The organism is Tropicimonas sp. (assembly GCF_047971885.1).
Lineage (GTDB): Bacteria > Pseudomonadota > Alphaproteobacteria > Rhodobacterales > Rhodobacteraceae > Tropicimonas.
On the sequence record NZ_JBKEAE010000066.1, the window covers coordinates 1 to 11,064 of the forward strand.

Genomic DNA, 11,064 nt, shown 5'->3' on the forward strand with positions numbered 1-11,064 from the left:
GTAAAGATGTTGACCGGCTGAATCATCGCCTCGTCATGCATCAGACGCACGCCTTCGAGGCCGAGGACATTGGCGATCTCGTGCGGGTCGGTGAACATCGTCGTGGTGCCGTGCGGGATCACCGCCCGGGCGAATTCGGCCGGGGTCAGCATGCCGGATTCGATGTGCATGTGCCCGTCGCAGAGCCCGGGCAGCATGTGGCGCCCCCCGGCCTCGATCACCTGCGTGCCGGGGCCGGCGCAATGGCTGGCATCGGGGCCGACATAGGCAATTCGCCCGCAGGCGATGGCGATGTCGTGATCGGGCAGCAACTCGCGGCTCTGCACGTTGACCCACACGCCCTTGCGGATGATCAGATCGGCGGCGGCACGGCCTGCGGCCACGGCCACGAGTTTGGGGGCGGCATCGGCCCAGGTGCTCACGGTAACCTTGTTCATGAGCAACCATTTACCGCTTTTCCTGTGGATGCAAGGCGCCGAGCGGCTTTATTGCCGAATGATCTGAAGGATTCAGCGTGCGAAACCAGGGTGATAGTTAGAGGCAATGAGTAGCGGGTCCCACAACGTGCAAGACCACAGATCGGTCAAGCTATAGTGCGGCGCTGATGCAGTGCGGTTCGCTTTTGCAACCACAGGACGCATAGGAAAATTCGGCTTTCGCATCCCTTGACCATTGGAACGATTACCCCTGCACGGCGAAATTTACGCGATTCCGAAACTGGCGCTCGGCTGCGTTATCAGGCTGTTCCCAGGCTAGCAGATACGCGGCAATTGTTCGCCCACAAGCATATCGACGATACGCGTTCCGCCGAACGATGTCGTCATTGAAACTGCGGTGCCGCGCCGGTCGGTCACATGACCGACAACGCAGGCATCGCACCCCGCTGCTGTTCCCCGCATCGCGCCGAGGACTGCCTCGGCCTGATCGGGTGGCGCGAACATCACCAGGGTACCTTCGTTCGCCAGATAGAGAGGATCGAGACCGAGGATCTCGCAAACCCCGCGAACATCGCTGCGCAGCGGCAGCCGGTCCTCTTCCAGCAGGATGCTGACGTTGGCCTCGTCCGCCATTTCGTTCAGTGCACTGGCCAGGCCGCCGCGTGTGGCGTCGCGTGCTGCGCGAATACCGGGCGCGGCGGCAAGCGCGGCCTCCATCAGGCCGTTCAGCGACTGGCAGTCGGACTGGATGTCCGAATGCAACGCCATTTCGCCACGCGCCGCCAGGATTGCCGCGCCGTGATCGCCCAGAACACCGTTCACGATCACCGCATCGCCGGGCACGATATGCGCTGCCGCAAGGTCGCGACCCGGGGGGATCACTCCGATGCCGGTGGTGGTGATGAACACCTTGTCGGCCGCCCCTCGTGCAACGACCTTGGTATCGCCGGTGACGATCCGTACCCCGGCATCCTGCGCCGCGCTTGCCATCGAGGCGACGACACGGCGCAGCAGGGCAATTTCGGTCCCTTCCTCGACGATGAAGGCCGCCGACAGCCACAACGGACGCGCCCCGCCGACCGCCAGGTCGTTGATTGTGCCACAGACGGCCAGCTTGCCGATATCGCCACCCGGAAATTCCACCGGATCGACCACGAAACCGTCGGTTGTCATCGCGAGCCGCGCCCCCGGTTCCGCCAGTGCCGGATGGGTCAGGCGGGCCTGATCCTCCATCCCGTCGGGCAGGAAGACAGAGGTGAACACGCTGTCGATCAGATTGCGCATCGCCCTGCCGCCGCCGCCATGGGACAGGGTGACATGGGTGTCGCGCAGCGAGCGGGGCGACATGTTCATTCCGCCGCCTCCACCCGGTGGCCGCCATACTGGTAATAGGCGGCGCAGGCGCCTTCGGAACTGACCATCAGGGCGCCCAGAGGCATTTCCGGGGTGCAGCCCCTGCCGAACTGCGGACATGCGGTTGGCCTGATGCGCCCCGACATCACCTGTCCGCAGGCGCAGCCATCGGGCTCTTCCGCCACCCGGGTGCCGGCGCTGTAGCCGATGCCGAATTTCACCTCGGCGTCGAATGCCGAGTAGCGGTCGCGGATGCGCAGCCCGCTTTCCTCGATCTCGCCCAATCCGCGCCATTCGAACTTCGGCCGCGGCTCATAGACATCGGCGATCGCCTCGAGGCTGACCGGATTGCCATGTTCCGGCACCACGCGCGAATACTGGTTTTCGACTTCGGAACGCCCCTCGCGCAACTGGCGCAGCACCATCAGTACCGATTGCAGCAGATCCAGCGGCTCGAACCCGGCGACCACGATCGGCTTGCCATAATCCCGTGCGATGAAATCATAGGCGTGGATGCCGATCACCATCGAGACATGGCCCGGCCCGACAAAGCCGTCCAGCATCATGTGCGGATCGTCGAGCAGCGCGCGGATCGGCGGTGGCACCATGATGTGATTGGCGAAGACGGTGAAATTCGCCAACCCCTCGCGCGCAGCCTGCCGGATCGACAGCGCGGTCGAGGGCGTTGTCGTCTCGAAACCCAGCCCGAAAAAAACCACCTCGCGGCCCGGGTTTCGCCTGGCGATCTCCAGCGCGTCGAGCGGCGAATAAACCATGCGGATATCGGCGCCGTCGGCCTTGGCCTGAAGCAGGCTCTTGGATGTACCGGGCACGCGCATCGCATCGCCAATGGTGGTAAAGATGACCTCGGGCCGCTCGGCCAGCGTCACACATTCATCCACCCGGCTCATCGGCAGGACGCAGACCGGGCAGCCCGGGCCATGGATGAATTCCAGCCCGTCCGGTGTCAGCTTGTCCAGACCGAAGCGAAAGATGGAGTGCGTGTGGCCACCGCAGATTTCCATGATGCGGATCGGATTTTCACCGGTAGCGCCAAGCGCGTCGATTTCATCGGCAATCGCGGCAAGCAGGACCCTGGCGGCGCGGGGGTTGCGGAATTCGTCCGAGAATTTCATGTCCTGCCCTCCAATGCGGCTTGCCCTTCGGCCATGGCCAGCAGGGTTTCCTGCGCCTCGCCCAGGCCCTCCAGCGCCGCCAGTGTCGCGGCGGCCTCGTCCTCGTCGATCACGCTCATGGCGAAGCCGACATGGATCAGAACCCACTTGCCAACCAGATCCCCGGATTGCCCGGTGTCGACGCAGGCGACATTCACCTCGCGCCGGACGCCCGAGACCTCGGCCATCGCCATCTGGCGGGCCGGGTCGGTGATGGCTGTTATCTGTCCGGGAATCCCGAGACACATGGCTACTCCTCCTCTGTCTGGTGCACCTGCCGGTGCGACGGTTCCGCGATGCCGTATCGGTCGATCTTGGAGCGCAGCCCGACGCGGCTCAGCCCGAGTTCTTCGGCGGCGCGGCTCTTGTTCCATTTCAGCCGGGTCAGCGTTTCGCGCAGGATGCGGATCTCGACCGTCTCGACGCGCTCCTTCAGGGTAAGGTCGGCCGTCAGCAGCGTTTGCGCGCCGATGGTATCATCCTCGGGCACTGGCGCCGCCTGCAGGATATGGCGCGAGATAAGCTCGGGGCCGAGAACCGCGTCCTGACTGAATATCAGCATCCGCAGGATCTCGTTTTCCAGTTCGCGCATGTTTCCGGGCCAGTCGTAGGCCGACAGAAACGCGATCGCGTCCTCGGCGAGCCCATGCACCGGCTTGCCATGTTTCTGCGAGGATTCGAACAGCGCGCGCTCGGCAAGGAGCGCGATATCCTCGCGCCGGGCGCGGAGCGGCGGGAGCCCGAGTTCGCAACGGGCAAGCGCGTGGTAGAGATCGGGGCGCAGCTTTCCCTGCGCCACCGCACTGCGCGGTTCGTCGGAGATTCCCGCCAGAAGCCGGATATCGCTGCTGACCGTCTCGTGTCCGCCCAGCGGGCGGAACACGCCGTCTTCGGCCAGGCGCAACAGCGCCTGCTGCATCCTGGGTGACAGATCGGCAATACCGTTCAGAAACACCGTCCCGCGCCCGGCCTTCTGGAGCAGGCCGAACCGCGCCGAGGTGTGATCGGGAAAGACGCCGCGCCTGGCGCCGAACAGGTCGGCGGCCAGACAATCGTCGTCAACCCCCGCGCAATTGATCTGGTAGAACGGCCGGTCCGAACGGAGCGACGCGTAGTGGATCGCCCGCGCCATGGCGCCCTTGCCGGTTCCATGCTCGCCGACGATCAGCACCGGGACGTCGAAGGTTGCGAATTGCCGCGCCTGTGCAATAGCGGCATTCATCGGCGAATTGGGCCCGCGCAGGATGTTTTCGAACCCCAGCCCCTCGCGCAGCGCTCTGCGCTGATCCTCCAGTCGCGATTCCATCCGGCGCGAAAGATGCCTCATCTCCAGTGCCATCTGCCGGTGATCGCGGTTCAGCCGGAACAGATCGGTTGCGTTGCGCGCCGCCATCAGGAGCTGATCGGGATGCCAGGGTTTGGTCAGGAACTGATATATCCCGGCCTCGTTGATCGCAGCGATCATGTCGCCGGTCTCGGTATAGCCGGTGATGATGATCCGCACCGTATCGGGCCAGCGATCGCGCAATTCGGTCAGAAATTCGACACCGGTACGGCCGGGCATCCGCTGGTCGCAAAAGACAACCTGAACGTAATGCTCCTGCATCCGCTGTTCGGCTTCGTCCGCGCTCAGGGCGGTCACACAGTCGAAATCGTCTTCCAATGCCATCCGCATGGCGTGAAGCGAATGCTCCTCGTCATCGACCAGCAGGATGGTGGGAAGCGTTTCGGCCATTGCCCTATTCCGCCGCCATGAGCTGTTTGGCCGCGAGCCGTGCCCGCAGCCAGCCGGTCCAGCCTTCCATCCCCTCGCCGGTGCGGGCCGAAAGGCGCAGGATCCCGATATCCGGGTTCACCCGGCGCAGATTCGCCTCGTAGAGTTCCAGATCGGCGTCGCAATATGGTGCGAGGTCGGTCTTGTTCAGGATCGCAAGCCGGGCTGCCGTGAACATGTCGGGGTATTTCAGCGGCTTGTCCTCGCCTTCGGTGACGCTCAGAATCGCGACCTTGGCGTCCTCGCCCAGATCGAAGGCGGCGGGACAGACCAGATTGCCGACGTTCTCGATGAACAGCAGACCGCCCGGCGCCATCGGCAGGTGCTCCATTGCATGCCCGACCATGTGACCGTCCAGATGACAGCCCTTGCCGGTATTGACCTGTACGGCCGGTGCGCCGGTTGCCCTGATCCGCTCGGCATCGTTGGCGGTCTGCTGATCGCCCTCGATCACGGCGAGCGGCAGGTCACCCAGCGCCCCGATCGTCCGGCACAGCAGCGAGGTCTTGCCCGATCCGGGCGAAGAGACGAGATTGACGGCGAATATCCCGCGTCGGGCAAGAAAGGAGCGGTTGGCGGCGGCGTGGCGATCGTTCCGGTCGAGGATACCGGTCTCGATCTCGATCAGCCGCTTCTGGCTCATTCCCGGCACTTCGGTGCCTGCCGGCCCCTGACCGAAATCCAGATCGCCATGGCCATGGCGGTGATGATGTCCGTGATGGTGGCTGTGATCGTGCCCTTCCACCTTTTGCGTTCCGCATCCGCAAACCGTACACATTTCAGGTCACCTCCATATCCCTGATACGCATTTCATCCCCGCCGGTCGGCAGTAGCCTGCCACCACCGCATTCCGGGCAGGGGTCGAGCCGCGCCGACAGTTCCACCTCGCGCGCGCAATCGTAACACATCGCCTTGCCGGGCAGGTCGATCATCACCAGTGTGGCGCCTTCGGCGACCGAACCTCGCATGACCACCTCCCAGGCGAATTCCAGCGCCGGTTTCTCGACCCCGGCGAAGCGTCCGATCTCCAGCCGGACCAGAGATACCGCCGTTGCGCCATGGGTCGCGGCGACCTGTTCGACCGTGTTGCGGATCCCCTCGCACAGCGCCATCTCATGCATGCTGTTTCTCCGGGGCGATCTTTACCGGCATGCCCGGGTCGAGGATGGCAAGCGCCACTTCCGCAAGCGTCCGTTTCCCCGGTGGCAGTGTCGCCATTGCCTGTTCGGCAATCCCCCCGGGGGCCAGCATGTGGCCGGTCGGTGTTGCCCGTTCGATCCTGCGGACCACACCCGCCTCGACCTCGCAGCGCAGGCCATAGCTGCCACGGCTGGCCGGCACAACGGCATAGCCCGGCGCAATCCGGCAGGGCAGGGGCAGCCGCCGTTCCTCCGCGGCCACCAGATCGAGCACCCGACCGGCAATACGCCACAACGGGCCGCGTCCGCGTGTCGTCTCGATCAACCGCATTGCCGGATGGCTGGCATGCCGGACCGCACAGGAATTTTCCACCGGGCCAGTACCGAACATGTTGCCGGGGTGGCTCGTCGGCAGGGTGGTGCAGACGGCCGTGTCCGGGCCGAAAACCCTGTCGATGCGGCGCAGAAGCGGCGCGATGCCGCAACGACTTCGCAGAAAGGCCCGGAATCCGTCGGCATCACCCGGCAGGTCGCCCTGTGGCAGAAGAACCGCGTGCCGCGCCGCCATCGTCCTGCGCAGATCGCGCCCGGGAGGAAGCCCCATGGCGGCGGGAATTCGAACCGCCAGTGCAAGTGCGTGCTCACGCGCGATCTCGTCGCACAGGGTGTCGATCACGCCCGCCGGTGGCGCGATGCCAAGCGCCAGACGAGCCGCGAGCCATTGCGCGGTGCGGCACATGTTGAAGATGCGCGGAAGCAGTTCGGCCACATCCCCGACGGACCGTCCGGCGACCAGCCGGTCAAGCGGAATGGCGGGTTGTGCAACGATCCTGAAGCGCTGCGCGCGATCCATCACGGATCCCCCCCCGTCTCGGCGATGCCGGCAGTCAGCACCTGCCGCCGGCTGGGCATGCCGTGCAGGGCCGGTACGCTGTCTTCGCCGCTATCCTGCGGTTCGGACTGCGCCAGCTCTGCCTCGCGGGCGGCTCGGATATCGGCGGCCCGGTCGGTTCCGGCCCGGTGTTCGCGCTGGAAAAGCGCCACCATGACCGCGCGGGCGACTTCGGCCGCCCTGGCCTGACTGGTGAATTGCTCCATCGGCGAGAACAGCGAACAGGCCTTGTAACCTCCCACCATCTCGCGCGTGTTGCGGATGAACTCGTAGCGGCCCGACGGGAAGTCGACAACCTCCTTCGAGCCGGTGATCAGGCCTGACCAGTCCTCGTGCGGCGCGGGCAGCATGACGAGGTTCATGAACCACGGCGAAATCAGCACTCCCAGCGGGCGCCCCTCGTGCAACCGGAAGCCGACCGCCTGAATCCGCAGCAGCTTGTTGACCATCGGAAGATCGCGCATCCGGGAATGCCAGATTTCGGTGAAGTCCTTCTCCAGCAGGTGGGTGCGTTCCACCATCCAGGCATTCTCGCACGCCCAGTCCGACCCGGGATCGGCCTGTACCAGAAACTGCTCCTTCGGCGCCGCGCAGTTCGGACAGGACCAGTCGTCGGGCAGGGCCAGAAACGGCGTTCCGGCGTCGATCTGACGGCTGTCGTCACCTTCGGCCGGGTCGTAGGGCGTCCAGCAGATCTTGCACTCCATGATCGCCAGTGGGCTGATCTTGTCCTGCGCGCCCATGTAGGAGCCTTCGAAGCCGCTCATGAAATCGCCTCCAGAACCGCGCCGAGCCGTGCACCGCTGTCATCCATGTCTTCGGGCGCGGCCAACGTGACCTCGGGCATTGCCGTAACCTCGAACGTGTCCAGAATCAGCGTGTCCATCGAGTTGAAGAACTGCACGCGCCAGACCTGTGCCTGCCCGGTCGCGGTGATCCGGCAATTGCCATAGCCGCGCGACAGGATGGTGACCGACCCCTTGCCAAGCGCGGTATCGAGCCATTCCAGATCGGGCCCGGTATGGGGCAGCAGGGTCAGATTGACCACATGCGGCGGCCGACCGGGCGTGAAGCCGGCGGATTTGTCCATCAGTTCGGTCAGGATCGCGGGGGCATTTGCCAGTCCCGCGATGCGCGGCGCCAGCGCGCCAAGTGCCGGCTCCATCGGGTGGAAGGCGCGCTCCAGCGCCAGCGCGGGCACCGGGCCGACCTCGACCCGCTCGATGCCCGCGCCTTTCAGTACCCAGATACCGGCGAACACGCTTTCCTGCGCGGCGATGGCGGGAATCCCCTTCATGCGGATGGAAACCTCGCCCTGACCCAGCGTCTCGGCCACCAGGGCGCGGTTCGCATCGTTCAGGCGCGACAGGTCGAATTCCGCGCGGATCCCCGCTTGTCCACATCGCCGGGCGGCCTCGGCCACCTGTCCCAGAAGTGTCAGCGCGGGCCTCAGCGAGGCAGCATTTTCCACATCCGGGACATGCGGCGTGTAGCAGCCCATGTCCTGAGGCAGCTGCATGTATTGCAGTTCGGTGCCGTCCTCGTCCGGTGGCTGCGAGCCGGGGCCGAAGCCGACCGGCGGGAGGTGGAAATTGCCGACCATGATATTCCCCTCAGTTTTCCACCTGTTCCGGTTCGCGCGACAGGAGAAACCCGACCCGGGCGATATAGTCGTTCCAGTCCCGCACCCGCGCGATACCGCCGACGAACTTTTCGCCACGATAGAAGATCAGGCCCGGCGTCTTGCGCACGACGGTTTCCTCGCGCAGTTCCGCCTCGACTCCATCGCCTGCGACGGCGCAATCGAAGCCGTTCTGAAACGCCATGCGCAGTTCGGGCAATATGACCGCGACATCGGCGGTTTCGAGGTTTCGCGCCGCCTCGCCGGGGGTAAAGATCGCATGCGCGCCGGGGCGGGACAGGAACCGCTCGACATCCCTGCGGCTTTGCAGCAGCGGATAGCCCAGTTCGTTCGTCAGCCGGTCGATCAGCGGATGACCAGTCATTGCGTCCTCCTCATGCCCTGTTGCAGCCATCGGCCAGCGCCCGAGCCAGATGCGGTGGCAGTTGCGGGCCGCGTTGCTCGATATCGGCAAAGGCATCGCCCGCCTCGCCGCCCGCCATGATCCGTTGCAGGGCAGCCAGGGCTTCGGCGATCCTGGCAGCCTCGTCTTTCCCAATCACCTCGCGCGCGGCGCCCAGAAAGGTCAGCACATGGGTGCCGGGTGCCAGCGGACCGGTCAGCGACAGATCGATGAGGTATTCACGCTCACCGTCGGTAGCCTGTGCGGCGACCCCGTCGACCGAGATTATCCGCATGGGTTTGCCGATGCACATCGCCTATCCCGCCTTGGGAAAGAAACGCGCATCGCCGGTCCGGCAGGCTTCGGTAGCACCCGGCCGGCCGGATTCGTAGGCAGCCCGCAGAATCGACGGGTCCGCCAGCAGTCCGCTATCGGCCCGGCCCTCCGCCATCGCCACCCCCCAGCCGGCGAGCCGTTGCAGCGCGATCTCCAGCGCCGGACCGATCTGCGCCGCCACACAGTCACGCAGCCCGCCGCCGAAATCCTCCAGCTCCTCAGGCTGACAGCCGATCAGCAGAAGCTCGTCCGGGCAATATCCCATCAGCTTCGCCGTCGCGATGACATCCTGAAAACCGGTCTGGTGCAGGCTCATCTTCCTGGCACCCAGAAACGCCGGCACGCCATCGCCCTCGACGATCTTCAGCGTACCGGGTTTCAGCCCGTAATCCACCGCATCGAAGACGATCAGCCGGTCCGCTTGCTCCAGAAACGGCAGCAGATAGAGCCCCTGCGTGCCGCCGTCCAGAAATGTCACCGCAGGCCCGGGCCGGTACCGCTGCGACAAGGCCTCGACGCATCTCACCCCGAACCCCTCGTCGGCCCAGAGTAGGTTTCCAATCCCCAGAACAAGGGTCTGCTGTGGCATCGTCGCTTCCATTCCCCGGTGGCATGCCGCTTTTCATTGGTGCCAGTATAGCGGCTGATCTGCATGCCGGGATGAAAACAGTACCGATCTGAAGGGAAGCTGAAAATCACCTAACACACTGTATCAGATAGGATAATTCCCAAATCCCGGCCAATTTGCGAATATTGTGATGGTAACATACTATCCGTTTTCTGCATTTATAGGATAGTTATGTTGCATCAAAGATGGGCGAACCTGCGGACGGCCCGACGCCCCGGAACATCCGGCGGATGACAGGCCGCCGAATCTCCGGAGTTCCGCCGGCAGGCCGACAGCGGTCATTCTCCCCGATCATCGCGCCTGTCGTATATCTTTCAGGCTGGCGCGGATTGCCCTGATGTTCTGCCCGTAGATTTCGGGCCGCGCCACCGATCCGTCACGAAATACGGCAGTGCCGGCAACCAGCACATCCGCACCCGCAGCCACCACCAGCGGTGCCGTTTCCGAATCAATGCCGCCATCGACCTGTATGTAAATCTCGCGATCGCCGATGGCATCTCGGATCGATCGTATCTTGGCTGTCATGTCGATGAACTTCTGTCCGCCGAAACCCGGATTGACCGTCATCACCAGCACCATGTCGGCAAGGTCCAGCAATTCGGTCACCGCCTCGGCCGGGGTGCCGGGATTGAGCGCCACCCCGGCCTTCATCCCGGCGGCGCGGATCGCCTGAAGCGTGCGATGGATGTGCGGCCCGGCCTCGACATGGGCGGTCAGCATGTCGGCACCGGCCCCGGCACAGGCGTCGATACAGGGATCGACCGGCGCAATCATCAGATGCACGTCCATGAAGGTGGTCACATGCGGGCGGAATGCCCTGACCGCCGGCGGGCCAAAGGTAAGGTTCGGCACGAAATGCCCGTCCATCACGTCGACATGCACCCAGTCGGCGCCCTGCGCCTCGATGGCGCGGATCTCGGCACCGAAATCGGCGAAATCCGCCGACAGGATCGACGGCGCAATCTTGATTCCGGTACATGTCATTGTGTAGCCTCGCCTGCGCTGCGCTCACCGTTCAGCCCGCCGCTGAAGACGCGGCTGGCCATGATATCCGTTTCGGTGATCGTGCTCAGCGCGCCGGCATCGACCGCGCCTTCCCGCTCGACCAGCCGGTTCGCCTGCCGCAGCCGCGCCCGGTCCAGCGCGTTGCGGATCGAACGGGCATTGGCAAAATGCGGCTGTTCACGGCGCAACCGGATATAGGCGTCCATCGCCGCACGCCCGGGCGTATCGAAACGATAGCCCAGCAATCCAAGCATCGAGGCCGATATCCGCCCAAGTTCGGCGTCGGTATAGTCGGGAAACT

At 64.7% G+C, this 11,064-nt stretch carries 14 protein-coding genes and 1 pseudogene; all 15 read right to left on the reverse strand.

Translation table 11 applies throughout. The annotated features are described in order from the left end of the window. Positions 1–437 (reverse strand): amidohydrolase family protein (locus ACK5IR_RS06825; protein WP_416927221.1); only part of this gene is annotated, 437 nt, incomplete at its 3' end. Positions 438–752: 315 nt separating this feature from the next. Then, entirely contained in the window at positions 753–1,790 is a 1,038-nt protein-coding gene (gene hypE / locus ACK5IR_RS06830) for a hydrogenase expression/formation protein HypE (RefSeq protein WP_416927223.1), read from the reverse strand. Next, entirely contained in the window at positions 1,787–2,926 is a 1,140-nt protein-coding gene (gene hypD, locus ACK5IR_RS06835; protein WP_416927225.1) for a hydrogenase formation protein HypD, read from the reverse strand. The genes hypE and hypD overlap by 4 nt, the downstream gene beginning before the upstream one ends. Further along, complete coding sequence (gene hypC / locus ACK5IR_RS06840; RefSeq protein WP_416927227.1) at positions 2,923–3,213, reverse strand: HypC/HybG/HupF family hydrogenase formation chaperone; 291 nt, start codon at positions 3,211–3,213, stop codon at positions 2,923–2,925. The genes hypD and hypC (ACK5IR_RS06840) overlap by 4 nt, the downstream gene beginning before the upstream one ends. Before the next feature lie 2 nt (positions 3,214–3,215). Further along, positions 3,216–4,700 carry a sigma-54-dependent transcriptional regulator gene (locus ACK5IR_RS06845; RefSeq protein ID WP_416927229.1) on the reverse strand — a complete coding sequence of 495 codons (1,485 nt, stop codon included), beginning with the start codon at positions 4,698–4,700 and terminating at the stop codon, positions 3,216–3,218. Between the two features lie 4 nt (positions 4,701–4,704). Next, the gene (gene hypB / locus ACK5IR_RS06850) at positions 4,705–5,517 is read right to left on the reverse strand and encodes a hydrogenase nickel incorporation protein HypB (RefSeq protein ID WP_416927231.1); all 813 of its coding nucleotides are present in this window, start codon (positions 5,515–5,517) and stop codon (positions 4,705–4,707) included. A gap of 1 nt (position 5,518) precedes the next feature. Then, the gene (hypA, locus tag ACK5IR_RS06855; protein ID WP_416927233.1) at positions 5,519–5,860 is read right to left on the reverse strand and encodes a hydrogenase maturation nickel metallochaperone HypA; all 342 of its coding nucleotides are present in this window, start codon (positions 5,858–5,860) and stop codon (positions 5,519–5,521) included. Continuing rightward, entirely contained in the window at positions 5,853–6,731 is an 879-nt protein-coding gene (locus ACK5IR_RS06860) for a hypothetical protein (protein WP_416927235.1), read from the reverse strand. The genes hypA and ACK5IR_RS06860 overlap by 8 nt, the downstream gene beginning before the upstream one ends. Then, entirely contained in the window at positions 6,731–7,537 is an 807-nt protein-coding gene (hybE, locus tag ACK5IR_RS06865) for a [NiFe]-hydrogenase assembly chaperone HybE (protein ID WP_416927237.1), read from the reverse strand. The genes ACK5IR_RS06860 and hybE overlap by 1 nt, the downstream gene beginning before the upstream one ends. Beyond that, entirely contained in the window at positions 7,534–8,373 is an 840-nt protein-coding gene (locus tag ACK5IR_RS06870; protein WP_416927239.1) for a hydrogenase expression/formation protein, read from the reverse strand. Before ACK5IR_RS06870 ends, hybE begins: the two co-directional genes overlap by 4 nt. A 10-nt stretch (positions 8,374–8,383) precedes the next feature. Beyond that, positions 8,384–8,776 (reverse strand): hydrogenase accessory protein, encoded by a 393-nt coding sequence (locus ACK5IR_RS06875; RefSeq protein WP_416927241.1) that lies wholly within the window; start codon positions 8,774–8,776, stop codon positions 8,384–8,386. Positions 8,777–8,786: 10 nt separating this feature from the next. After that, positions 8,787–9,107 carry a HypC/HybG/HupF family hydrogenase formation chaperone gene (hypC, locus tag ACK5IR_RS06880; RefSeq protein ID WP_416927243.1) on the reverse strand — a complete coding sequence of 107 codons (321 nt, stop codon included), beginning with the start codon at positions 9,105–9,107 and terminating at the stop codon, positions 8,787–8,789. 3 nt (positions 9,108–9,110) lie between these two features. Further along, the gene (locus ACK5IR_RS06885; RefSeq protein ID WP_416927245.1) at positions 9,111–9,719 is read right to left on the reverse strand and encodes a HyaD/HybD family hydrogenase maturation endopeptidase; all 609 of its coding nucleotides are present in this window, start codon (positions 9,717–9,719) and stop codon (positions 9,111–9,113) included. 330 nt (positions 9,720–10,049) lie between these two features. Beyond that, positions 10,050–10,742, reverse strand: coding sequence for a ribulose-phosphate 3-epimerase (gene rpe / locus ACK5IR_RS06890; protein WP_416927247.1), 693 nt, complete (start codon positions 10,740–10,742; stop codon positions 10,050–10,052). Next, a pseudogene (locus ACK5IR_RS06895) lies at positions 10,739–11,064 on the reverse strand (CbbX protein); the annotation flags it as partial. The pseudogene ACK5IR_RS06895 and the gene rpe, both read right to left, overlap by 4 nt.

Excerpts from the sequence above, each read along its gene's own strand:
- hypE (WP_416927223.1), bottom strand. The coding sequence starts at position 1,790 with ATGAACATGTCGCCCCGCTCGCTGCGCGACACCCATGTCACCCTGTCC.
- hypD (WP_416927225.1), bottom strand. The coding sequence starts at position 2,926 with ATGAAATTCTCGGACGAATTCCGCAACCCCCGCGCCGCCAGGGTCCTG.
- hypC (WP_416927227.1), bottom strand. The coding sequence starts at position 3,213 with ATGTGTCTCGGGATTCCCGGACAGATAACAGCCATCACCGACCCGGCC.
- ACK5IR_RS06845 (WP_416927229.1), bottom strand. The coding sequence starts at position 4,700 with ATGGCCGAAACGCTTCCCACCATCCTGCTGGTCGATGACGAGGAGCAT.
- hypB (WP_416927231.1), bottom strand. The coding sequence starts at position 5,517 with ATGTGTACGGTTTGCGGATGCGGAACGCAAAAGGTGGAAGGGCACGAT.
- hypA (WP_416927233.1), bottom strand. The coding sequence starts at position 5,860 with ATGCATGAGATGGCGCTGTGCGAGGGGATCCGCAACACGGTCGAACAG.
- ACK5IR_RS06860 (WP_416927235.1), bottom strand. The coding sequence starts at position 6,731 with ATGGATCGCGCGCAGCGCTTCAGGATCGTTGCACAACCCGCCATTCCG.
- hybE (WP_416927237.1), bottom strand. The coding sequence starts at position 7,537 with ATGAGCGGCTTCGAAGGCTCCTACATGGGCGCGCAGGACAAGATCAGC.
- ACK5IR_RS06870 (WP_416927239.1), bottom strand. The coding sequence starts at position 8,373 with ATGGTCGGCAATTTCCACCTCCCGCCGGTCGGCTTCGGCCCCGGCTCG.
- ACK5IR_RS06875 (WP_416927241.1), bottom strand. The coding sequence starts at position 8,776 with ATGACTGGTCATCCGCTGATCGACCGGCTGACGAACGAACTGGGCTAT.
- hypC (WP_416927243.1), bottom strand. The coding sequence starts at position 9,107 with ATGTGCATCGGCAAACCCATGCGGATAATCTCGGTCGACGGGGTCGCC.
- ACK5IR_RS06885 (WP_416927245.1), bottom strand. The coding sequence starts at position 9,719 with ATGCCACAGCAGACCCTTGTTCTGGGGATTGGAAACCTACTCTGGGCC.
- rpe (WP_416927247.1), bottom strand. The coding sequence starts at position 10,742 with ATGACATGTACCGGAATCAAGATTGCGCCGTCGATCCTGTCGGCGGAT.